At 67.9% G+C, this 22,894-nt stretch carries 19 protein-coding genes; 3 read left to right on the forward strand and 16 right to left on the reverse strand.

Annotation, left to right across the window (positions count from 1 at the left end; genetic code table 11):
• Positions 1-2: 2 nt before the first annotated feature.
• The 9 genes from ABIC90_RS11335 to ABIC90_RS11375 all read right to left on the reverse strand — a co-directional run bounded on the left by ABIC90_RS11335 (position 3) and on the right by ABIC90_RS11375 (position 10,534).
• Positions 3-1,634: an ABC transporter substrate-binding protein gene (locus ABIC90_RS11335; protein ID WP_354354213.1), complete on the reverse strand. Its 1,632-nt coding sequence runs from the start codon at positions 1,632-1,634 to the stop codon at positions 3-5.
• Between the two features lie 40 nt (positions 1,635-1,674).
• A complete protein-coding gene (locus ABIC90_RS11340; RefSeq protein ID WP_354354214.1) occupies positions 1,675-2,718 on the reverse strand; it encodes a dipeptide ABC transporter ATP-binding protein in 1,044 nt (347 codons plus the stop codon).
• Entirely contained in the window at positions 2,715-3,743 is a 1,029-nt protein-coding gene (locus tag ABIC90_RS11345) for an ABC transporter ATP-binding protein (RefSeq protein WP_354354215.1), read from the reverse strand. Before ABIC90_RS11345 ends, ABIC90_RS11340 begins: the two co-directional genes overlap by 4 nt.
• A gap of 18 nt (positions 3,744-3,761) precedes the next feature.
• On the reverse strand, positions 3,762-4,682 hold the full coding sequence (locus ABIC90_RS11350) for an ABC transporter permease subunit (protein ID WP_354354216.1): 921 nt from the start codon (positions 4,680-4,682) through the stop codon (positions 3,762-3,764).
• The gene (locus ABIC90_RS11355; protein WP_354354217.1) at positions 4,682-5,686 is read right to left on the reverse strand and encodes an ABC transporter permease subunit; all 1,005 of its coding nucleotides are present in this window, start codon (positions 5,684-5,686) and stop codon (positions 4,682-4,684) included. The genes ABIC90_RS11350 and ABIC90_RS11355 overlap by 1 nt, the downstream gene beginning before the upstream one ends.
• Before the next feature lie 62 nt (positions 5,687-5,748).
• Positions 5,749-7,428, reverse strand: a complete 1,680-nt coding sequence (locus ABIC90_RS11360; RefSeq protein WP_354354218.1) for a long-chain-fatty-acid--CoA ligase — start codon at positions 7,426-7,428, stop codon at positions 5,749-5,751.
• Positions 7,429-7,539: 111 nt separating this feature from the next.
• Positions 7,540-9,039: an NAD(P)(+) transhydrogenase (Re/Si-specific) subunit beta gene (locus ABIC90_RS11365; protein ID WP_354354219.1), complete on the reverse strand. Its 1,500-nt coding sequence runs from the start codon at positions 9,037-9,039 to the stop codon at positions 7,540-7,542.
• Positions 9,036-9,365, reverse strand: coding sequence for an NAD(P) transhydrogenase subunit alpha (locus ABIC90_RS11370; RefSeq protein WP_206176840.1), 330 nt, complete (start codon positions 9,363-9,365; stop codon positions 9,036-9,038). The genes ABIC90_RS11365 and ABIC90_RS11370 overlap by 4 nt, the downstream gene beginning before the upstream one ends.
• A 38-nt stretch (positions 9,366-9,403) precedes the next feature.
• Complete coding sequence (locus tag ABIC90_RS11375; protein WP_354354220.1) at positions 9,404-10,534, reverse strand: Re/Si-specific NAD(P)(+) transhydrogenase subunit alpha; 1,131 nt, start codon at positions 10,532-10,534, stop codon at positions 9,404-9,406.
• A 431-nt stretch (positions 10,535-10,965) separates the two neighbouring features.
• Between ABIC90_RS11375 and ABIC90_RS11380 the strand changes: the two genes are divergently transcribed.
• The 3 genes from ABIC90_RS11380 (at position 10,966) to ABIC90_RS11390 (ending at position 12,755) form a co-directional block, all read left to right on the forward strand.
• Positions 10,966-11,679 (forward strand): response regulator transcription factor, encoded by a 714-nt coding sequence (locus ABIC90_RS11380; protein WP_354354221.1) that lies wholly within the window; start codon positions 10,966-10,968, stop codon positions 11,677-11,679.
• A 135-nt stretch (positions 11,680-11,814) separates the two neighbouring features.
• Positions 11,815-12,258 carry a DUF4019 domain-containing protein gene (locus ABIC90_RS11385; RefSeq protein ID WP_354354222.1) on the forward strand — a complete coding sequence of 148 codons (444 nt, stop codon included), beginning with the start codon at positions 11,815-11,817 and terminating at the stop codon, positions 12,256-12,258.
• A gap of 2 nt (positions 12,259-12,260) precedes the next feature.
• A complete protein-coding gene (locus tag ABIC90_RS11390) occupies positions 12,261-12,755 on the forward strand; it encodes an NUDIX hydrolase (RefSeq protein WP_354354223.1) in 495 nt (164 codons plus the stop codon).
• Here the strand turns inward: ABIC90_RS11390 and mnmA are convergent.
• From mnmA to ABIC90_RS11425, 7 genes are all read right to left on the reverse strand, one after another.
• Positions 12,745-13,854 carry a tRNA 2-thiouridine(34) synthase MnmA gene (gene mnmA, locus ABIC90_RS11395; RefSeq protein WP_354354224.1) on the reverse strand — a complete coding sequence of 370 codons (1,110 nt, stop codon included), beginning with the start codon at positions 13,852-13,854 and terminating at the stop codon, positions 12,745-12,747. The two genes, ABIC90_RS11390 and mnmA, sit on opposite strands and share 11 nt — an antisense overlap.
• Before the next feature lie 75 nt (positions 13,855-13,929).
• Positions 13,930-14,907, reverse strand: coding sequence for an LLM class flavin-dependent oxidoreductase (locus tag ABIC90_RS11400; protein WP_354354434.1), 978 nt, complete (start codon positions 14,905-14,907; stop codon positions 13,930-13,932).
• 45 nt (positions 14,908-14,952) lie between these two features.
• Positions 14,953-16,626 carry an FxLYD domain-containing protein gene (locus tag ABIC90_RS11405; protein ID WP_354354225.1) on the reverse strand — a complete coding sequence of 558 codons (1,674 nt, stop codon included), beginning with the start codon at positions 16,624-16,626 and terminating at the stop codon, positions 14,953-14,955.
• Positions 16,623-19,190: a DUF5682 family protein gene (locus ABIC90_RS11410; protein ID WP_354354226.1), complete on the reverse strand. Its 2,568-nt coding sequence runs from the start codon at positions 19,188-19,190 to the stop codon at positions 16,623-16,625. Before ABIC90_RS11410 ends, ABIC90_RS11405 begins: the two co-directional genes overlap by 4 nt.
• Positions 19,181-20,302, reverse strand: coding sequence for an ATP-binding protein (locus tag ABIC90_RS11415; protein ID WP_354354227.1), 1,122 nt, complete (start codon positions 20,300-20,302; stop codon positions 19,181-19,183). Before ABIC90_RS11415 ends, ABIC90_RS11410 begins: the two co-directional genes overlap by 10 nt.
• Positions 20,299-22,191 (reverse strand): VanW family protein, encoded by a 1,893-nt coding sequence (locus ABIC90_RS11420; protein WP_354354228.1) that lies wholly within the window; start codon positions 22,189-22,191, stop codon positions 20,299-20,301. Before ABIC90_RS11420 ends, ABIC90_RS11415 begins: the two co-directional genes overlap by 4 nt.
• On the reverse strand, positions 22,188-22,793 hold the full coding sequence (locus tag ABIC90_RS11425) for a DUF6891 domain-containing protein (protein WP_354354229.1): 606 nt from the start codon (positions 22,791-22,793) through the stop codon (positions 22,188-22,190). The genes ABIC90_RS11420 and ABIC90_RS11425 overlap by 4 nt, the downstream gene beginning before the upstream one ends.
• Between the last annotated feature and the right edge of the window lie 101 nt (positions 22,794-22,894).

The raw sequence follows: 22,894 nt of genomic DNA on the forward strand, positions 1-22,894 counted from the left end.
GATTACTTCATGTCCACGCCGTAGAAGGTGTGACGCGCGAAGGGGCTCAGCTTGAAGTCGATGACTTCCTTGCGCACGGGCTTCAGTTGCACCGCATGCGCGATGGTGAACCACGGCGCCTGCTCCTTGAAGATCACCTGGGCCTTCTTGTAGAGCGCATCGCGGTCGGCCTGCTTGGTCACGGTCTTGGCTTTCACCACGAGGTCTTCGTACGGCTGGTAGCAGAACTTGGAGATGTTGCTGCCGCTCGCCGACTTGGCCGAAGCACAGCCCAGCAGCGTGTAGAGGAAGTTGTCCGGATCGCCGTTGTCGCCCGTCCAGCCCAGCATGCCCATCTGGTGTTCGCCGGCCTGCAGGCGCTTGCGGTACTCGCCCCACTCGAAGCTCTTGATCTCGGCCTTGACGTTGATCTTGGCGAGGTCCGCCTGCATCAGTTCGGCAATGCGCTTGGCGTTCGGGTTGTAGGGCCGCTGCACCGGCATGGCCCAGAGATCGGTCGTGAAGCCGTCGGGGAAACCGGCCTGCGCCAGCAGCTTCTTGGCGGCTTCGGGGTCGTACGGGTCGTCCTTGATCGCATCGTTGTAGGACCACATGGTCGGCGGAATCGGGTTCTTCGCCGCAACACCGGTCGACAGGTAGACGCCGTCGATGATCGCCTTCTTGTTGATCGCCATGTTGATGGCCTTGCGCACGCGCACGTCGTCAAAAGGCTTCTTCGTCGTGTTGTACGAGAGGTAGCCCACATTGAGGCCGGGCTGCTCCATCAGCTGCACGTTCGGGTCCTTGCGGATCGCATCGAGGTCGGCCGGGTTCGGGTAGGCCATCACATGGCATTCACCCTTCTGCAGCTTGGCCCAGCGCACCGAGGCATCGGGCGTGATCGCGAACACGAGGTCATCGATCTTCGCCTTGCCGCCCCAGTACTGCGGAAAGGCCTTGAAGCGGATGACCGCGTCCTTCTGGTACTGCACGAGGTAGAAGGGGCCGGTGCCGATCGGGTCCTGGTCCACCTTCTCGGGCGTGCCGGCCTTCAGCATGGCAATGGCGTATTCCTTGGACTGGATGCCCGCGTACTGCATCGCCAGGTTGGCCAGGAACGGCGCCTCGGCCTGATTGAGCGTGATCTTCACGGTGTAGTCGTCGATGCGGTCCACCGACTTCAGGAGCTTGGGCATGCCCATGTCGTTGAAGTACGAGTGGTTCTGGCTCGTGACCTTGAAGAAGGGGTCGCTCTCCTTCCACTGCCGCTCGATCATGAAGATGAAGTCGTCGGCGTTGAAGTCGCGCGTGGGCTTGAAGCTCTTGCTGGTGGTGTGCCACTTCACGCCCTTGCGGAGGTGAAAGGTGTAGACCGTGCCGTCTGCAGAGATGTCCCATTTTTCAGCCAGGCCCGGCCCGACCTTGGTGCCGCCGCGCTCGAACTCGACGATGGTGTTGTAGACCTGCGTGGTCACGTCGAAGGACGTGCCGGTGGTGTTCATGCCCGGATAGAAATTCTCCGGGCTTCCTTCGGAGCAGTACACCAGCGTCTTGGCTGACACCGCGCCGCAAACCAGGGTAAGGGCTGCAAGCGCTGTCGGTGCCAGGAGCGCCAGCTTTCGTGAGCGGCGCGAAACGGATGGTTGGGTCTTCATGTGGACTCCTTCAGACACGGTTGAGAAAAAACGAACTTGCTTAGAGATTCGTCGCCATCGGAACGGCGAGCGAGGGGACATCGGCGCGCACGGGAGCCGCGCCGTCGAGAAACTTCTCTGCGTAGTGGCAGGCCACCAGCCGCTCGTCGAGCGCGCGCAGCAGCGGCCGCTCCTGGCTGCAGCGCGGCTGCACATGCGGGCAGCGCGTGCTGAAGACGCAGCCCGAGGGCGGATTCAACGGTGAGGGCAGCTCGCCCTTGAGCACGATGCGCTGGCTGCTGAGCCCCGGCGTCGAGGCCAGCAGTGCCTGCGTGTACGGGTGCAGCGGCCGCGCGAAGATGCGCCCCTTGGGACCCTGCTCCACCGCGTGGCCGAGGTACATCACGAGCACGTCGTGCGCGATGTGGCGCACCACGCCCAGGTCGTGCGAGATGAAAAGGTACGCGAGCCCCAGTTCGGCCTGCAGGTCGGCCAGCAGGTTCAGCACCTGCGCCTGGATCGACACGTCGAGCGCCGACACCGGCTCGTCGGCCACCAGGAGGCGCGGCGACAGCATGAGCGCGCGCGCGATCGCGATGCGCTGGCGCTGGCCGCCCGAGAACATGTGCGGATAGCGGTTCGCGTATTCGGGACGCAGGCCCACGCGGGCAAGCATTTCACGCGCCTTGGCGGCGCGCTCCAACTTGCCCATGGTGGTGTTGATCGCGAGCGGGTCTTCGAGCACGGCCGAGATCTTCTTGCGCGGATTGAGCGAGCCGTAGGGGTTCTGGAACACCAGCTGCACGGCCTGGCGCAGCTCGCGCTTGCGCTCGGCCGGCGGATTCACCGCATCGGCGCCGACGAGCGTGAGCTGCCCCGCCGTCGGCTTTTCGATGAGCGCGACCATGCGCGCGAGCGTGGACTTGCCGCAACCCGACTCACCGACCACCGCCAGCGTGCGCCCGCGCTCCAGGCGAAACGAGATGTCGCCCACCGCGCGCAGTTTGGCCGGCGCGCGAAAGAGTCCGCGCCGCACGTCGTAGGTGCGCTGCAGATGGGTGGCCTCGACCACGATGTCGCCAGGCGCGCCTTTGTCGTTGTTCATGGCAGCGCCTCCGCCACGGGCAACTGCCGCGGCCGGTCTTGCTCGATCGCCACGGTGCGGCCCGGCTCGCCGAGCGGGTAATGGCAGCGCACCTCCGCGCCCTGGAATTCGCGCAATGCGGGACGCACATTGCAGGCGCGCGTGGTGACGTAGCCGCAGCGCGGTGCAAACAGGCAGCCCGAGGGCCGGTCGTGCACGCCGGGCACCACGCCGCTGATGGTGGCCAGCCGCTCTTCGGGCGCGGCGCGCTCGGGCAAAGCCGCGAGCAGGGCCTCGGTGTACGGGTGCTGCGGCGATGCGAAGAGCCGGTCGACGCGCTGGTGCTCCATCACCTGGCCCGCATACATCACGGCGATGCGCTGCGCCATTTCGCTCACCACGCCCATGTTGTGCGTGATCAGCACCAGCGCCATGCCGCGCTCCTTTTGCAACTCGCGCAGCAGGTCGAGGATCTGCGCCTGGATGGTGACGTCGAGCGCGGTGGTCGGCTCGTCGGCGATCAGGAGGCGCGGGTTGCAGGCGATCGCCATCGCGATCATCACGCGCTGGTTCATGCCGCCCGAGAGCTGATGCGGATAGCTGCCCAGGCGCGACGACGCGGCGGGAATGCCGACCTGCTCCAGCAGTTCGGTTGCGCGTTTCTTCGCGGTGCGCTTGTCCAGGTTCAGGTGCAGGCGCAGCGTCTCCATCAGCTGGAAGCCGATGGTGAAGCAGGGGTTGAGGCTGGTGGTCGGCTCCTGGAAGATCATCGCGACCTCCTTGCCGACCAGCGAGCGGCGCGCCTTGTCCGAAATGCCGAGCAGGTCCTTGCCCGCAAAGCGCATGTGCTCCGCGCGTACGCGGCCCGGAAAGCCGACCAGCCCCATGAGCGCCATCATCGTGACGCTCTTGCCCGAGCCCGATTCGCCGACGATGCCGAGCACTTCGCCTTCTTCAAGGGTGAGGCTCACGCCGTCGACGGCATGCAGCACGCCGCCCTGCGTAGGGAATTCGACGTGCAGGTCCTTTATTTCAAGCAAAGGCATCTGTTATTTCCTTTGCTTTCAGCGCTTGAGCTTCGGGTCCAGCGCATCGCGCAGACCGTCGCCCAGCAGATTGAAAGCCAGCACCGCCGCGAGGATGGCAAGGCCCGGGAAGGTCACGACCCACCACGCGCGCAGCACGAACTCGCGTGCGTCGGCCAGCATCGTTCCCCACTCGGGCGACGGCGGCTGCGCGCCCAGGCCGAGGAAGCCGAGCGCCGCCGCATCGAGGATGGCGGTGGAGATGCCGAGCGAGGCCTGCACGATCAGCGGCGCGGCGCAGTTGGGCAGCACCTCGCGGAACATCAACCGCAGCGTGCCGGCGCCGCTCACGCGGGCGGCGGTCACGTAGTCGCGCGAGACCTCGGCGATGACGGCGGCGCGCGTGATGCGTACGTAGTGGGGCAGCACCACGATGGCCACCGCGAGCATGGCGTTGACGAGCCCCGGGCCGAGGATCGCGACGATCACGATGGCGAGCAACAGGCTCGGCAGCGTGAGCACGATGTCCATGAGCCGCATGATCGCGATCTCGAGCACGCCGCGAAAGAACCCGGCGATCAGCCCCAGCACCACGCCCGCCACCACCGACAGCGCCACCACGGCCATGCCGATCGACAGCGAGAGCCGCGCGCCGTACATGAGGCGCGACAGGATGTCGCGGCCGATGGCGTCGGTGCCCAGCAGGTAGCTCATCGAGCCGCCTTGCTGCCAGGCCGGCGGCTGCAGGAAGACGGCGCTGTTGGTTTCGTTGGGCGCGTGCGGCGCGATCCACGGCGCGAAGAGCGCAACGAGCAGCAGCACGACGATGATGGCCAGCCCGATGACCGCGCCGCGGTTCGCCGAGAAGGCCGTCCAGAACTCGCGCCACGGGCCGGGCGGCGCGGCGCTCGCGCCGGCCGTCGGAATGCTGGGGGACGCGGGGGGCGTGGTCGTGTTCATCAGCGTCGGATGCGGGGGTTGATGACGCCGTAAGCCACGTCGACGAGCAGGTTGACCAGCATCACGATGCCGCCCAGGAGCAGCATGCCGCCCTGCAGCACCGGGTAGTCGCGCCGGCCGATGGCCTCGATGAGCCACTTGCCGACACCGGGCCAGGAAAAGATGGTCTCGGTGAGGATCGCACCGGTGAAAAGCACGCCGACCTGCAGCCCGATGACGGTCACCACCGGGATCAGCGCATTGCGCAGCGCATGCACCCCGACCACGCGAAAACGCGAGAGCCCCTTGGCGCGCGCGGTGCGGATGTAGTCCTCGCCCAACACTTCGAGCATGGCCGAGCGCGTCATGCGTGCGATCACCGCGAGCGGCACCGTGCCCAGCACGATGGCCGGAAGAATCAGGTGATGCAGCGCCGACCAGAAGGCGTCGATGTCGCCGGCGCGCAGCGAATCGATCAGCAAAAAGCCCGTTTGGGGCTCGATGAAATACTGCACCGCGATGCGCCCTGAAACGGGCGTCCATCCGAGCTGCACCGAAAAGAAAAGGATCAGCAGCAGGCCCCACCAGAAGATCGGCATCGAGTAGCCGGTGAGCGAGGTCGCCATCACGCCGTGGTCGAAGATGGAATTGCGCCGCACCGCCGCGAGGATGCCCGCGGGCAGGCCCAGCAGCAGCGCAAAAAGAATGGCGCACACGCCCAGCTCGACGGTGGCCGGGAACAGCGCGAGGAACTCGCTCATCACCGTGTCCTGCGTGATGATCGACTTGCCCAGATCGCCGTGCAGCACCCGGCCGATGTAGATGCCGTACTGCACGAGCACCGGCTTGTCGAAGCCGTAGGCGGTGCGCAGTTCGGCGTGGCGCGCGGGATCGATGCCGCGCTCGCCGGCCATGGTTTCGATGGGATCGCCCGGCACGAGCCGGATGAGGAAGAAGGCCAGCAGTGTCATGCCGATGAAGGTCGGCACCAGCAGGCTCAAGCGCGTGAATATGAATCTGAGCATCGACCCGCGAATATGCAAGATCGATGCCGTGGCCCTACCCGGGCCGAACCCTTATCCGCAGGCTACTTCTTCGCGTCGCGCAGTTCGCGGCGAAGGATCTTGCCGACCGGTGTCTTCGGCAGATCCGTACGAAACTCTACGATTCGCGGCTGCTTGTAACCCGTAAGGTTTGCTCTGCAGTAGTCGCGCACCTGCGCTTCGGTGAGCGACTCGTCTTTCTTGACGATCACCAGCTTCACCGCTTCGCCGGTCTTGTCGTCGACCACACCCACCGCCGCGCATTCGAGCACGCCCGGAATCTGTGCGACCACGTCTTCGATCTCGTTGGGGTACACGTTGAAGCCCGACACCAGGATCATGTCCTTCTTGCGGTCGACCACCTTGAAGTAGCCGCGCTCGTCGACCACGCCGATGTCGCCGCTCTTGAAGTAGCCGTCGGGCGTCATGACCTTGGCGGTTTCGTCGGGGCGCTGCCAGTAGCCCGCCATCACCTGCGGACCCTTGATCGCGATTTCGCCGGGCTGGCCTGTCGGCACTTCGTTGCCGTCGTCGTCCAGCAGCTTGAGCCATGTGCCCGGCAGCGGCAGGCCGATGGTGCCGGTGTAGGCCTTGCTGTCGGTGGGATTGCAGGTGGTCGAAGGCGAGGTTTCAGAAAGGCCGTAGCCCTCGCAGATCGGGCAGCCGGTTTTTTCGAGCCAGAGCTTGGCCACCGCGGCCTGCACCGCCATGCCGCCGCCCACCGAGACCTTGAGGTTCTTCCAGTTGACGGTGTTGAAGTCGGGGTGGTTCGCCAGCCCGTTGAACAGCGTGTTGACCGCCGGGAAGCTGTGGATGGTGTGCTTGGACAGCTCCTTCAGCACGCCCGCGAGGTCGCGCGGATTCGGGATCAGGATCAGCTTGCCGCCCGTGCGCATGTTCAGCATCATGCCGACCGTGAACGCGAAGATGTGATACAGCGGCAGCGCGCACACGCTGGTGGGTTGCTCGTTGGCCGGCACCTTCGCCATCACGGGCTCGTTCCAGGCTTCGGACTGCAGCACGTTGGCGATCACGTTGCGGTGCAGCAGCACCGCACCCTTGGAGACGCCGGTGGTGCCGCCGGTGTACTGCAGCACGGCCACGTCGTCGGGGCCGATGGCCGGAACCTGCAGCGTACGGCCGGCGCCTTTGTCGAGCGCTTCGTTGAAGCGCACGGCGCCCGGCAGGCTGAACTGCGGCACCAACTTCTTGACGTTGCGCACCACATAGTTGACCAGCGCACCCTTGAGGAAACCGAGGCGGTCGCCCATTGCGGTGAGCACGATGTGCTTGATCGGCGTGGCCGCGATGCACTGCTGCAGCGTGGTGCCGAAGTTCTCCATGATCACGATGGCCTTGGCGCCCGAGTCCTTGAGCTGGTGCTCGAGCTCGCGCGGCGTGTAGAGCGGGTTCACGTTGACCAGGATCAGCCCCGCGCGAAGGATGGCCGCCACCGCAAAGGGGTACTGCGGGCAGTTGGGCATCATCACGGCCACGCGGTCGCCCTTGACCAGGCCCAGGCCCTGCAGGTACGCGGCGAAGGCCTTGCTCTGCTTGTCGGTCTCGGCGTAGCTCACGTCCTTGCCCATGAAGCTGTAGGCGGTGCGGTCGGCGTACTTGGTGAAGCTCTCCTCCATGAGCCCGACCAGCGAGGAATAGTGCGAAGCGTCGATGTCGGCAGGCACGCCTTGTGAGTAGCTGCTGAGCCAGGGGCGGTCGGTCATGGGTGTGTCTCCTCCAGGTCTTGGAACTTGCGGGTAACAGAAAACGAAAACGGCGCTCGATGTGGCGCCGCGATGATCTGGCCGGCATTGCTGCGGGCCCGGACCGTCGGCCTATTCGATGGCCTTGCCCATATCTTCTACTACTTTCTTGGCATCGCCAAAAACCATCATGGTCTTGTCCATGTAGAAGAGCTCGTTGTCCAGGCCGGCATAGCCCGCGGCCATGGAGCGCTTGTTGACGATCACCGTCTTGGCCTTGTAGGCCTCAAGAATGGGCATGCCGTAGATCGGGCTGCCCTTGGTGTGCGCGGCCGGGTTCACCACGTCGTTGGCGCCCAGGATGATCGCCACGTCGGCCTGGCCGAACTCGCCGTTGATGTCTTCCATCTCGAACACCTGGTCGTAGGGCACTTCGGCTTCGGCCAGCAGCACGTTCATGTGGCCGGGCATGCGGCCCGCCACCGGGTGGATGGCGTACTTGACGGTGATGCCCTTCTCGGTGAGCTTGGCGGCCAGTTCCTTCACCGCGTGCTGCGCGCGTGCGACGGCCAGGCCGTAGCCCGGCACGATCACCACCGTCTCGGCATTGCCGAGCACGAAGGCCGCGTCGTCGGCGCTGCCGGTCTTCACCGGGCGCTGTTCCTTGGCCGCGCCGCCGGTGGTGGCCGCCTCGCCGCCGAAGCCGCCCAGGATCACGTTGAAGAACGAGCGGTTCATGGCCTTGCACATGATGTAGCTCAGGATCGCGCCCGACGAGCCCACCAGCGAACCGGCCACGATCAGCATCGCGTTGTTCAGGCTGAAGCCGATGCCCGCGGCCGCCCAGCCCGAGTAGCTGTTGAGCATGGACACCACCACCGGCATGTCGGCGCCGCCGATCGGGATGATGATGAGCACGCCCATCACGAAGGCCAGCGCCAGCATCGCGAAGAACGCCGGCCAGCTTTCGGTGAAGACGAACACCAGGCCCAGTGCAACGGTCAGGAGGCCCAGCACGAGGTTGAGCATGTGCTGGCCCGAGAACTGCACCGGCGCGCCCTGGAACAGCCGGAACTTGTACTTGCCCGAGAGCTTGCCGAAGGCGATGACCGAGCCGCTGAAGGTGATGGCGCCGATGGCCGCACCCAGGAACAGTTCGAGCCGGTTGCCCGCGGGAATGGCATAGCGCACGAAGCCGTCGAGGAGGACGGCGCCGTCCGGTGTCTGCGCGCCGACCAGTGCGGCCACGGGCGCGGCGGTGATGCCGAAGGCCCAGGGCTCGGCCACCGCGGCCACGCCGATGAACACCGCGGCCAGGCCGATCATGCTGTGCATGAAGGCGACCAGCTCGGGCATCTTGGTCATCTCGACCTTGTTGGCCATGAAGGCGCCCAGGCCGCCGCCGACCACCACGGCCGCCAGCACCCAGGCGATGCCCGTGGTGAAGTCCAGGTTGAGCGAACGCGCCTGTCCGTGGATCAGCGCCACGGTCGTCAGCACGGCGATGGCCATGCCGGTCATGCCGAAGATGTTGCCGCGGATCGAGGTGGTGGGATGAGACAGGCCCTTGAGGGCCTGGATGAAGCAGACGCTGGCAACCAGGTACAGCAGCGTGACGAGGTTCATGCTCACTTGGCGGCTCCTTCTTCGGCCTTGGGAGCGGCTTTCTTTTCCTTCTTCTTGAACATCTCCAGCATTCGCCGGGTGACGAGGAAGCCGCCGAAGACGTTCACCGCGGCCAGGGCCACGGCGAGCACGCCCATGGTCTTGCCCAGCGGCGTGGTGGTGAGCGCGGCCGCCAGCATGGCGCCCACGATCACGATCGCCGAGATGGCATTGGTCACGGCCATCAGCGGCGTGTGCAGCGCGGGGGTCACGGTCCAGACCACGTGGTAGCCGACATAGATGGCCAGCACGAAGATGATCAGGTTGATGACTGTGTGGGAAACGGGATCCATGGGCTCTTCTCCTCGCTTGTTCGCGTTCGCGTGTTCGCTTATTTCTTCGTGACCTGGCCGTCTTGGGTGACGCGGCAGGCGGCGACGATGTCGTCTTCGAGGTCGATCTTGAGCGCCCCCTCCTTGGTGACGATCAGCTTGAGGAAGTCGAGCACGTTGCGCGCATAGAGCGCCGATGCATCGGCCGCCACGAGCGCCGCGAGGTTGGTCTCGCCGACGATGGTCACGCCGTGCTTGACCACCGTCTTGTCGGCTTCCGAGAGCGGGCAGTTGCCGCCCACGCCATCCGCGCCCTTGCCGGCGGCGATGTCCACGATCACCGAGCCGGGCTTCATGGACTTGACCATGTCTTCGGTGATGAGCGTGGGCGCGGCGCGGCCGGGAATGAGCGCGGTGCTGATGACGATGTCGGCCTGCGCCACGCGCTTGGCAACCTCGATCTGCTGGCGTGCGAGCCAGCTTGCAGGCATCGGCTTGGCGTAGCCACCGACGCCGACGGCGGCTTCCTTTTCTTCATCGGTGTCGTACGAGACCTCGATGAATTTGCCGCCCAGCGATTCGATTTGCTCCTTGACGCTCGGACGAACGTCGGAGGCTTCGATCACGGCGCCCAGGCGCTTGGCCGTGGCAATGGCCTGCAGCCCCGCCACGCCGACACCCAGGATGACGACGCGCGCGGCCTTCACGGTGCCCGCCGCGGTCATGAGCATCGGAAAGAAGCGCTGGTAGCGGTCGGCCGCGATCATCACGGCCTTGTAGCCGGCGATGTTGGCTTGCGAGGAGAGCACGTCCATGCTCTGGGCGCGCGTGGTGCGGGGCGCGGCCTCGAGCGCAAAGCCGGTGAGGCCTGCGCCGGCCAGGCGTTGCAGGCCCGCGGCGTCGAAAGGATTCAGCATGCCGATGACGACAGCGCCGGACTTCATCTGCGCGGCCTCCGCGTCGCTGGGCGTGCGCACCTTGAGCACCATGTCGGCGGACAGCGCACCGGCCTGGTCGGTGATTTCCGCGCCGGCCGTCTGATAGGCCGCGTCGGTCACGCTGGCTGCAACGCCGGCCCCCGACTGCACACGAACGGTATGTCCTGAAGCGACCAGTTTCTTCACCGTTTCGGGTGTCACGGCCACTCGGGTTTCGCCAGCCGCGGTTTCGGCAGGCACGCCTATCAACATAGAGATCTCCTCAGGGGAAGGGGCAGCACGGAATGCGGGCAGAGCTTACAGCAAGATTACAAATGCCCGTGTCGCGCGAACGCCGCACCGAATTTGCCCGCCAGGCCCCGTGCGTGCTCTCGGTGCAGCTATCTAATTCATAGCGAATTCGGGTATTTGCCCATTCCCGGGACGGGTCTGACCGGAAGAACAAATCAAATTCTTGACCCCGGTCAAGCGGCAAGGCTGCCGCCAGTGTCGATGCAATAGTGATCAATTGATATTCTTTGTTTTTAACTGCAGCCAATTGAGCCGAACACGATCGAAGCAAGCTTCATATGCGTGCATTAGTTGGATTTCTCGGTTTCTACGCCAGACGCAGATAGATACACTTCGCCTCGATTGCCCCGCCCAACGAGGCGGGCGACGCCGGGAGAGAAATGGGAGATGGAATGCGTATTGCCGTACTGGACAGCGGGCCGGAACAACTCAAGCTGATCAACAAGACCATGGCGGCGCTCGGGCACGAGTGCCACATGTACACCGAAGGAAGGGCACTGCTGCAATCTCTTCGCAGGCAGACCTTCGACCTCCTCATCCTCGATTGGCGCCTGTCCGACATCAAGGGCCTGGACGTGGTGAAGACCATCCGGCAGGAACTCAAGAGCCGTCTGCCCATCCTGTTCGTGACCAACAAGAGCGAAGAGGCCGACATGGTCGAGGGCCTCAACGGCGGCGCCGACGATTTCATGGCCAAACCCATCCGGGCCGGCGAGCTCGAAGCCCGCGTCAATGCGCTGTTGCGCCGCTCCTACCCCTCGAAGCACGAAGCCGAGCTGGTGTTCGGCCCGTATCACTTCTACCCTCCCTCGCGCCTCCTGCGGGTCCACGGCCGGCCGGTCGAGCTGAAGAACCGCGAGTACGAACTGGCGCTGTTCCTGTTCCAGAACCTGGGGCGCCTGCTCTCGCGCGAGCATCTGCACGAGGCGGTGTGGGGCCTGGGCGTCGAAGCGCTCTCCCGTTCGCTCGACACCCATGTGTCGCGGCTGCGGACCAAGCTGGACCTGCGGCCCGCCAACGGTTTCCTGCTGCTCGCCATCTACGGATTGGGCTACAGGCTCGAAACGATCGAGGCGAACACCCTGCACTCGACCCCCTCGCGCTGAGGCCGCCGAGGCACCGCCGCGCCCGGGATCCAAAAGGCCGGGAATCTCTGCAGCGCTACAGTCTCCAACGGCTTCCCCGCCGCGGGCACAGCAGCGCGTGTCGCCGACACCGCGACTTCAACAAGGAATGAGACGATGAACCGCATGACCCGGCTTCTGGTTGCCGCCGCACTGCTCTGGAGCGGCTTCACCGGCCCGGCCGCCGCACAGGACGTCGTCGAGGCCAGCGACATGGTGCGAGGGGGCATGCAGGCGATCCAGATGATCGACCAGGGCAAGGTCGGCGAACTCTGGGACGGCGCCACGCCGGCCACCCGAAAGCGCGTGACCCGCGCCGAGTTCACCGGCAAGGTCGCCGCAAGCCGCGCGCCGCTCGGCCAGCCCCAGCAGCGCACATGGGTGGCGGTCACCCGCCAGGTGGTGGCCGACGCCGCCGATGCGGACACCGCCGGCCAGTACGTCAGCATCGAATACGAAACCCGTTTCGCCAACAAGCCCGACGGCACGCTGCGCGAGCTGGTGAGCTTTCGCCTCGACCCCGACCGCACCTGGCGCTTTGCCGGCTACGTGCTGCGTTGACCATGGCCGCGCGCTGGAAGCCCAACGTCACCGTGGCCGCGGTGATCGAGCGAGACGGCCGCTTCTTGCTGGTCGAGGAGCAAACTCCCGACGGCCTTCGGCTCAACACGCCCGCCGGCCACCTGGACCGCGGCGAATCCCCGGCCGAAGGCTGCATCCGCGAAACGCTCGAAGAAACCGCGCATCACTTCACGCCCACCGCACTGGTCGGCGTCTACCTCTCGCGCGCCCGCCCGCAGGCCGAGCAGGGAAAGGACGTGACCTACATGCGCTTTGCCTTCACCGGCGAGCTGGGCGCGAGGCAAGAGGGCCGCGCGCTGGACAAGGGCATCGTGCGCACGCTGTGGATGACGCCCGATGAAATCCGCGCCAGCGTGGCGCGGCATCGCAGTCCGCTGCTGCTGCAGTGCGTCGAGGACTTTCTCGCCTGCAAGCGCTATCCGCTGGAACTCATCCACACCGACGAATCGGTGCGCTCGCCCCCGATCAAACGATGACGCCGCCTCCGAGGCAGCGCTCGCCGTCGTAAAGCACGGCCGACTGCCCCGGCGTGACCGCCCATTGCGGCGCATCGAAGCGCAGGCTGAAGGGCCCATGAGCCCCGTCGGCGCCGCCGGCCAGTTCGCACGCCGCATCGGCCTGCCGGTAGCGCGCCTTCGCGCCGTAGCTGCCCGGCGCAGGCGCCTCGCCAGCCACCCAGCTCGCGTCATCGGCCTTCAGCTCCGACGACAGCAGCCACGGATGGTCGTGCCCCTGCACCACCCACAGCGTGTTCTTCTCGACGTCCTTGCGCGCCACGAACCAGGGCGAATGGTCACCCGATCCGCGCTGCGCGCCCTTGTCCTTGACGCCGCCGATGCCCAGCCCCTGCCGCTGTCCCAGCGTGTAGAAGCTCAGGCCCTGGTGCTCGCCGAGCTTGCGGCCACGGTCGTCCTTGATCGGGCCCGGCTCCTTGGAGATGTAGCGATTCAGGAAATCGCGAAACGGCCGCTCGCCGATGAAGCAGATGCCGGTCGAGTCCTTCTTCTTCGCGTTGGGCAAGCCGATGTCTTCCGCGATGCGGCGCACCTCGGTCTTGTGCAGTTCGCCGACCGGGAACAGCGTCTTCGACAACTGCGCCTGGTTCAGGCGGTGCAGGAAATAGCTCTGGTCCTTGGCCGGGTCCAGCCCCTTGAGCAGCTCGTGCTTGCCCGTGGCTTCGCTCCATCGCACGCGCGCGTAGTGCCCCGTGGCGATCTTCTCGGCGCCCAGGCGCATCGCATGGTCGAGGAAAGCCTTGAACTTGATCTCGGCGTTGCACAGCACATCGGGGTTGGGCGTGCGGCCGGCCTTGTATTCGCGCAGGAACTCGGCGAACACGCGGTCCTTGTAGTCGGACGCGAAGTTGACGTGCTCGATCTCGATGCCCAGCACATCGGCCACGCTGGCGGCGTCGATGAAGTCGATGTTCGACGAGCAGTATTCGCTGTCGTCGTCGTCTTCCCAGTTCTTCATGAAGATGCCGACCACCTCGTGCCCCTGCTGCTTGAGCAGGTGCGCCGTGACCGCGGAGTCCACCCCGCCGCTCAGTCCCACCACGATCCGTTGCTTTGCCATAAGCCCGCCATTGTCCCAGCCCCGGCGCAAGGGCCCCCGGCGTGGGGGAATGGACCGTGGCGCTCCCGGGGCTTCTTAACGCAGGCCGGCCAGCAGCTCGTAGGAGCGCAGCCGCGCCGCGTGGTCGAACACCTGCGAGGTGATCATCAGCTCGTCGGCACCGGTGCGCGCAATGAAGGCCTCCATGCCCGCACGCACCGTCTCGACCGAGCCGACCGCCGAGCACGACAGCACCGAGTCGAGCAGCGCGTTCTCCGCGGGGCCGACCTTCTGGCGGTAGTTTTCCACCGGCGGCGGCAGGCGCCCCGGCCGGCCGCTGCGCAGGTTGACGAAGGCCTGCTGCCACGAGGTGGCGCGGAATTCGGCCTCTTCATCGGTGTCGGCCGCGAACACGTTGAAGCCCAGCATCACATACGGCTTCTTCAGCTGCGCCGAAGGCTTGAAGGTCTCGCGGTAGATCTGGATGGCCTGCATCAGCTGCTGTGGCGCGAAGTGCGAGGCAAAGGCATACGGCAGCCCCAGGTGCGCCGCCAGTTGCGCGCCGAAGGTGCTGGAGCCGAGGATCCACACCGGCACCTCCAGCCCCTCGCCGGGCACGGCGCGCACCGGCTGCTGGGGCGACTTCGACATGAAATCCATCAGCTCGACCACGTCCTGCGGAAACTGGTCGGCATCCGATTCGAGGTTGCGGCGCAGCGCGCGCGCCGTGCGCTGGTCGGAACCCGGCGCACGGCCCAGGCCCAGGTCGATGCGCCCCGGGTACAGCGAGGCCAGCGTGCCGAACTGCTCGGCAATCACCAGCGGCGAATGGTTCGGCAGCATCACGCCGCCCGCGCCGATGCGAATGGACGATGTGCCCGCCCCGATGTACGACAGCAGCACCGCCGTCGCCGCGCTGGCAATGCCCGGCATGCCGTGGTGTTCGGCCAGCCAGTAGCGCGTGTAGCCGAGCTTCTCGCCGTGCTGCGCCAGCGAGAGCGAGTTGCGGAACGACTGCGCAGCGTCGCTGCCCTCGGTGATGGGGGAGAGGTCGAGGATCGAGAACGGAATCATGGGCGCCATCATGGCGCGATCCGTCCAACGCCGCCCCGGCAAGGTCTATTCGGTTTGGTATAGCGTGGCCACGCTCGCGAAGTCGCGGCCGTTCTGCTCCACGTTCACCTGGAACGGCACGCTCTCACCGGGCGCGACGGGCGGCAGGTTGTCCACCAGCTTGAAGCCGGTGAGCTGCCCGTTGCGGTCGCGCAGGCTCACCCACAGCCGCACCTTGCCCACGATGGCCGTGCCCGGGTTCCTCACGCTGCCCGTGACCTCCACGCTCTTGTAGGTGAAGCGCTGGCTGAAGTTGAGCAGCACGCTGCCCAGCTCGGCCTTGGTGCCCGTCACCTTCACTTCGAGCGGCTTGCGCGGCCCCGGCAATGCGGCGCGGCGCATCGGCTTCCACTCGATGCGGGTCGAGGTGAAGCGCTCCATGTCTTCCGGCTCCAGGAAGATCGGGAAGCGCTCGCCCGGGTAAAGGTAGGCCAGCCCCGTGATGTTGGTGGTGCCGTGCGCCTTGCTGCCGCTGAAGCGCGAAATCACGCCGCCCGGCGCCAGCACGATCGCGTCGGTGCTGCGGTTCACCAGCTCGCCCAGAAAGAGCCGCTGCTGGATGTTGTTGCGCCCGTCGACCAGCGGCAGCAGCTCGAGCTGCTTCTCGTCGAAGCGCTCGCTGTCCTCGGCCAGCAGGTCCTGGGTGCCCAGGCGCAGCTCGGGGTTGAAGCTCTCGGGCCCGCCCGCGGTGCGCACCACGCGGTCGGCGCTCAGCACCGCCGTGCGAACACCCGACGCGTCGATGGTGTCGTAGCCGATGCGGTAGTCCCAGGCTGCGACAGCGGCGGCGCGGCCGAAGCGGGCGATGCTCATGTCCACCGAGGTCTGCGCGCCGGCCTTGACCTCGTTCGACTGTCCGTAGCCGTGGCCGAAGCCGATCACCTGGCCGGCGTCGTCGTACAGCGTGGCGAGCACGTCGATGCCGCCAATGGTGGGGCCATCCGCCTGGGCATTGACGATGCGCCCCACCAGCCGCACCCGGTCGCCCTGCTGCACCAGCCGCACGCGCGAGAAGCTCATGCGCGGCCCCTCGGCCGCCCTGTACGGCTCGGCGAGTTTCTGCACATCCAGCGCCTGCCGTGTCGTGTTCTTGCCGCGGGGCATGTCGATCAGCACGGGCGCGCTTTCGCCGGGTGCGAGCACCGACACCGGCAGCGTCTCGGAGCGCTCTTCGAGCCGGGTTTCGCCGTCGTAGTACACGGCCCGGATGCCGGGGCGCGACAGCGGCTTGCCGGTTTCGTTGCGCGCCACCACCAGCAGCTTGGGCACCGCCGAGGTGCCGCTGCCCACCAGCACCTGCCGCGGTTCGCCCAGCTTGAGCCCGTCCACCGGAATGGTGCGGTCGACGAACGCGGCCACCGTGGGCCGCGCGCTGTCGGGCCGGCGCGAGTCGAGCAGCAGCCCGGCGACGCTCGCCACCAGCACCACGCCCAGCACGACGGCCACGCCGATGCCGACCTTGCGCAGCATCTGCTGCTGCCTGAGCGCGCCTTCGGCCGCGAGCTGGCGCCCCGCTTCGCTCTTGACCTGGTTCAGCACGCGTTCGAGCCGGTCGGACACGTTGTCCTCCACCAGCGTGACCGAGCCGCAGTGGCCGCAGGTGTATTCGTTGAGGCCGGTGCGCTTGAGCACGCTGCTGCCGCATTCGCCGCACTTGAGCGTCTGGAGGTCGATGGTCATGAAGAAGTGCTTTCGATGTGGGGAGGTGCCGCAGCCGCCAGCCACGCGGCAAGGCCGTCGCGCCGGAGGCACTCGGCCAGCGCGAGCTGCAGCTGCGCGCCTTCGAGCAGGTCGTCTTCGGAGGTTTCGTAGTGCACCTGGTAGAGCGATTCGCCCTGCGCCTCGCCCAGGCCGTGCAGGCCGGCGACACGGCCCGCGAGGTCGGAGGTTTCCTGCGGCTTCAGGCGGGTGAAGGCCTGGCGCAGATCGGGCAGGTGCGCCACGAAGGCCTCGGCGTCCCATCCGCTTACCAGGCTATCCAGCCCTTCGAGCAGCGCGGGCAGGCGCAGCAGCAGTTCGGGCGCGGCGGCCATCACGCCGTTGAGAAAACGCACCGCCTCGCGCGGCTGCGCACCGGGACCGAAGCGCTGCCGCACCACGGTTTCGAGCGCGTACTCGTCCCAATGGCCGTCCAGAAACAGCAGGGCCGATGCCGCACCCGCCACCGCCGGCGCGACCGCTGCGCCCGTCGCAAAGCGCTCCAGCTGCACCCGCAGCAGATCGAGGTCGACGGACCAGGCGTCATCGCCCAGTTCGTCGTTCAGCGACGCGAGCAGCCGCCCCAGTTCGCGCAGCGACAGCAGTTGCTTCACAGCGCCTGCCTCGGCCTCTTCGGGGCCAGCCCCCAGGTCGGGCAGCAGGAACAAAGCGGCCGGCCACACGCGCTCCAGCAGGCTGCGCAACTGCGGATGCTGCTGCACGCCCAGCGGCTCGCGCGCCCGCCACAGGGTGACGAGCCGATGGCCGCAATCGACCACCGAGCCGAGCGCGGCGTCTTCATCGAGATGGGTCGAGAGCATCGACAGCAACTGCGGCAGGCGCGACTGCAGGCCGATCAGGCAGGCGCGCAGCAGCAGCGCCACGGCCGCGCTCGCGCTGCGGCCCCGGCCCTGGTCGGCGAGCGCAATCTCTTCCTTGCGCAGCTTGGCCATGCACACCGCCTCGACGCTCGCGCCGTCGGCGGCGAGTTCGATCAGCCGCGCCTCGACCAGCGGCGACCACGCGGCGCGCCACTCCTCGAACAGGATGTGCAGCCGGCTGTTGCCCAGAAAATCCGGCCCCGCGAGCCAGGTGCCCAGACCCGCATCCAGGTACGCCATCGCATGGAAGAAGCGACTGCGCTCGCGGTGCGAGGGCTTGCGGTACAGGTCGAGCCGCGCCACGCGCGCCGTGCTGTCGTCCAGCCGCACGCCGGCCGCGCGCGCGAGCCGCCGCGCGTCCTCGATCAACGGCGGCGAACCGGCCGAGGGCGGCACGTCGCCGATGCGCGTGCCGCTCAGGAAATGCCGCAGGTCGGCCGTGAAGCCGCGCGTGCCCTCGTCGATCGCGCCCTTGATGAAGCACGAGCGGATCGCATCCAGCAGGTCCTGTCGGCCCGGCCCCGCGTTGCCGCGCAGTGCCGCGAGCCGCATCGCCTGCGCGGCGGCGGCCTGCACCAGCGCGGTGGACACGGCATCGACCTGGTCCTGCGCACGGGTCTGGCGCGCAAAGCGGGTGAGGCTGTCCAGCGTCACCGCGGTGAAGGGGTCGGCCTCGCCGGCCTCCAGCCGCTCCCACACCTGCTGGTAGTAGCCCGGCGAAGGCATGCCCGAGGCATAGCCGTTGAGCGCGTCCAGGCGCTCGAAGCTGTAGCGGATCAGCCAGGCATCGGCCACGCCCGCCTTGGCGGCGGCGGGCGCTTTGGCGGGCTTGGCCTGCCGCCACTGCGCGACGAGCTCGGGCGTGTGGAAGCCGCCCGTCACCACCACGATCGGCCCCTTCACCTCGTTGCGCCAGCGCCGGATGTGCGCCGCCATGTGGCGCTCGCGCGGCAGGCTGAGTTCGGCTTCGAGCACCTCGGGTTCGTAGTCCAGCCGCGCCATCGCGCACCAGCTGAACACGTCGGAGAAAAAGGCGCGCCAGTCGCCGAGCGCGGCCGTGGTGCGCAGCTCGAACAGCCGGTCCCACAGCTCCTGGTGGTCCACGCAGCCCAGCTGCGAGGCCATCGCGTTCAGGTAGCGGCTGTGCGCAAAGTGGCGCTCTTCCATCAGGCTGCGCGCGGCATCGCGCGCGTCGCCTTCGCTGTCGCTTTCGGTGTCGTCTACGCGCTGCCAGGCCTTGTCGCGCCAAGGAAGGTCGATCAGCCCGAGCTGCGCACCCAGCGCCGCGCCTTCGCGCACCGCGATCCACTCGGGGCTGTAGTCGCAGAACGGAAAGAAGGAGGTGCGCGATTCGCTGCGCGTCTTGTTGTCTTCCGCGTCCGGGTCGTCGGCCGGCACCTGGCGCGTGGTCTGGCACAGCCAGGCGACGGGGGCCCGGGTTTTTTCATGCTGCAGCAGCGGCAGCAGTGCGGCCAGGTCATCGGGTCCTTCGATCAGCACGGCCGCGGGCTTCACCTCGCGCAGCAAGCCGCGCAAGGCGAAGGCGCACGCGGGGCTGTGGTGCCGCACGGGCACGAAGAACACCTCGTCCTCGCCGAACAGCCGGCTGCGCGCGGCCTCCAGCGCGGCGGGGAGCGCGCGACCGGTGACCGGCTCTATTGCCACAGCGCGCGCGCCGCGTCGTGAAAGCTCTTCCACTGCGCATCGCGCTTGCCGCGCTCGCGCACCACGGTGTCGAAGTAGTGGCGCACGCGCTTCACGTCGTCGGTGCTGTCCTTGAGCACCACGCCCTGCAGCTGGCCCGCGATCTCGCGCGCGGTGAGCTTGCCGTCGTTGAAATGGCGCGCCTGCAAGGCCGCTGCGTAGGCCACGTTCACCGCCTCGGCGGTGGACATCACGGCGTCCAGCCCCTTGATGGCGGTGCCGTCCTGCGTCTGGCCCGCGCGCAGTTCCTGGAAGGTGGTGACCAGGAGGGCCACCACGTCGCGCGGCACATCGACCGGCGACTCACCGCCGCCGTCCAGCTCGCGCTTGAGTTGCGCCATCACCAGTTCGACCTCGAAGGCGTGGTCGCGGATCGGCTTGACGGTCTCGAAGTTGAAGCGGCGCTTGAGCGCGGAGGACATCTCGTGCACGCCGCGGTCGCGCAGGTTGGCGGTGGCGATGATGTTGAAGCCGCGCTGCGCATAGAGGCGCGCATCGTCGCCGAGCTCGGGAATCATCAATTGCTTGTCGCTCATCAGCGAGATCAGCACGTCCTGGATCTCGGGCGGGCAGCGCGTGATTTCCTCGAAGCGCACCAGCTTGCCCGCGCGCATCGCCTGGTACAGCGGGGACGGCACCAGCGCGCGCTGGCTCGGCCCCTCGGCCAGCAGCAGCGCGTAGTTCCAGCTGTACTTGATGTGGTCCTCGGTGGTGCCCGCCGTGCCCTGCACCGTGAGGCCCGAATCGCCGCTGATGGCCGCCGCGAGCAACTCGGACAGCAGCGACTTCGCGGTGCCGGGCTCGCCCACGAGCATCAGGCCCTGGTGGCCCATGAGCGTGACGATGGCGCGGTCGACCAGCGGATCGTCGCCGTAGAACTTGCGGCTCACCTGCAGCTTCTCGTCGCCGAGGATGAAGCGCCGCACCGCGCGCGGCGACAGCTTCCAGCCGGTGGGGCGCGCGTCGGTGTCCGCGGCCAGCAGGCGCGCGAGTTCGTCCGCATAGCGGGCCTCGGGGGCGAGGCGCACGGCCAGGTTGGCGGAAGGATTGGGCGATGGGGTGCCGGTGCTCATGGGGATGTGACAGAGGGTTCTTCGGCCGCGTATCGGGCGTCGGCGATGGTAGCGGGTGGCGTGCGGGCGAGCGCGGACTGCAACGCGGCGCGCAGGCCGTCGACATCGCCCGCCGCGACCTCGAAGCAGCGCGCGCCGGGCATGCCCGCGAGGCCGCAGGCCGTGGAGGCGACCACCGGCACGCCGGCCGCCAGCGCGCGCAGCAGCGCACGCGGTGCATGTTCGATGTGGGCTGGGAGCACGACCACATCGGCCCCGCGCAGGCCGTCGCCGCGCCAGTGCATGTGCTCGACGCGTTCGATGCCGCGCCACAGTTGCGCGTCGTCCGACGGGGAACCCAGCACGCGCAGGCGGCACGGCAGGCCCTGCAGCGCGGCCGCGAGTTCGCGGGCGCCCTTGCGGGCGAGCGCGCTGGCGGCGAAGACGATCAGCGGCGGGCTGCTGCGCGCAGCAGCCGTTGCAGGCTGCGCGGCCTGCACAGCGGGTTGCGCGACGGGCTGCGCCCAGTCGAGCCGCCGCAACGAAGCCTGCGGCGCCGCAAGCGCCAGGTGCCGCGCGACCTCCGCATGCGGCGTGACCACCGCCGTGGCCTGCGCCAGCGCCGCGGCCTCGGCCCGCACCAGTGCAGGGTCGGCGCGAAAGTCGCGCAGCGTGGCGTCGCCGGGCCAGCGCTGGGCGGCGGCATCGAGCCGGCGTTCGATCTCCGCCATCGGCAGCGCGCCGGCCAGCACCGTCACGCGGCGGCCGTCGAGCGCGCCGGTCCGTTGCAGGTGCGGCAGCAGCGCCTGGTCGACGATCAGGTGCGTGTGCTGCGGCACGAGGCGCGCCGCGCAGGCGATCGCCAGCCAGCGCTGCCCGTCGAGAAGGCTGGCCTGGCGCCGCCCCGCATGCCGCGCCCAGAGCCGCTGCCAGACGGCGCGGCGCAGGCTCGTCCAGCTCGGCGACTGAACGGATGCCGCAGCCTCCCGGTGCCAGCCCGAAGCCGGCAGTGGACGCCAGAACGCCAGGCGGATCGGCGCCGGCTGCATGCGCTCGGCGCCGGCATGCTGCGCATCCAGATAGCGCGCGAACTCGGGCGTCCACGCGTCGAGCAGCGCAGCCGTGCGTCCTTGCTGCGCCAACTCGGCGGGCGGGCGATGGCGAAAGCACGCCGTCTGGTCACAGCTCAGGCAGCCGCGCGCCACCGGCAGCGCACGGCCCGCGCCCACCGCCGGCTCCTTCGAGCGCCGCAGCACCACCGGCATCAGCGGCATCGCGACAGGCGAGCGCGCGCGGATGCGCAGCACCAGTTCGTCGGCCGTCAACTCGACCTCGAGCCGCCACGCATGCCTGGCGCGCACTTTCAGATCGACGTAGTTCCAGAACACCGTCGCATCCACGGCATCGCCTTCGGCATCGGCGGCCTGCTCGATGCGCGCGGTATGGCCGTGCCGCTCCACCAGTTCGAACCCCGCGCGCGCCGCCACGGTGGCCAGCGCGTTCGACAGCTGGCAGATGCCGCCGGCCAGCGTCGGCACCACGCAGCCGCCGCGCAGTTCGCGCCCCTGCACAAAGCCGCGCCAGCCGCTGGGCCGGCCCAGCTGACGCCAGAAGCTCAGCAGCTCGCCGGCCGGCACCTCGACCGCATCGAAGCAACGCCGCGCCACGCGCAGGTTGTGCACCTTGCCGGCCACCAGGGGAAATTCTTCCGCGCGGCCGTCGGACCACAGCGGGGTACGGTATTGCGCCAGCACCGGCGCATCGGCCAGTGCCCCGGCCCCGCCCGGCCAGCGCCGCGCCGAGGGCCGGAGCGCCTCGCGCAGCGCGTGCGCGGTGGCCAGCAGCCGGGAGCGCAGCCAGAAATCGATCGCGTCGATCCGGCGCGGCGGCTGCCAGGCCGGCACGCTCACACCGAGGGGCCTCGCTTGCGCCATTGGCCGAGATGGGCCTCGATGCGCTCGTTGATGTTGCCGCTCCAGTGCGCCTCGAAACCGGCCGCGCGCAGCAGCTCGACGATGCGGTTGCCCACCACCACGGTGTTGGCCTCGCGCTGCTCGATCTCGGGGATCATGCCGCCGCTGAAGGCCAGGTGCAGCCGGCCGGTGCGCACCGCCGTGTCCAGGTCTTGCGAGTGATAGAAGCAGCAGCCCCGGATGCCCGACGCCAGCCGCCCCGCGGCGCGCCAGTGCTCCCGCACGTCGTCGTGGCCGTCGGAGAGCGTGTTGCCGGCGCGATGCAGCGCAATGATCTTTTCGCTGCGCAGCTGGGCGAACACGGCCTCCAGGCGGTCGTACTCGGTCTGCGCGGGCCACTCGGCCTCGGCGGCGTGCTTGTCGGCGCAGACGCGCGCGGCCTCGGCCTTGACCCAGGCCCGGTCCTCTGCCGTGAGCTCGTCGGGGTCGAGGTACTCGTCGGTGATCATCCACTCGATATCGGCATCGGGATAGAAGCCGCACCACACCAGGTCGTGGATGCGTGCGCGCGTATCTTCGGGGGCGAGGGTAAGAGCCATGCGTGTGGTGAGAGGCCGCCCCGGGGGCGACGGATCATGCTTTCTTCGTTGTGCCGCGGGAGCGCAGCCGTGTTGTCGTTACGTGTCGGCACCGGATTGGC

The organism is Variovorax boronicumulans (genome assembly GCF_040544675.1).
GTDB classification, from domain to species: domain Bacteria; phylum Pseudomonadota; class Gammaproteobacteria; order Burkholderiales; family Burkholderiaceae_C; genus Variovorax; species Variovorax boronicumulans_D.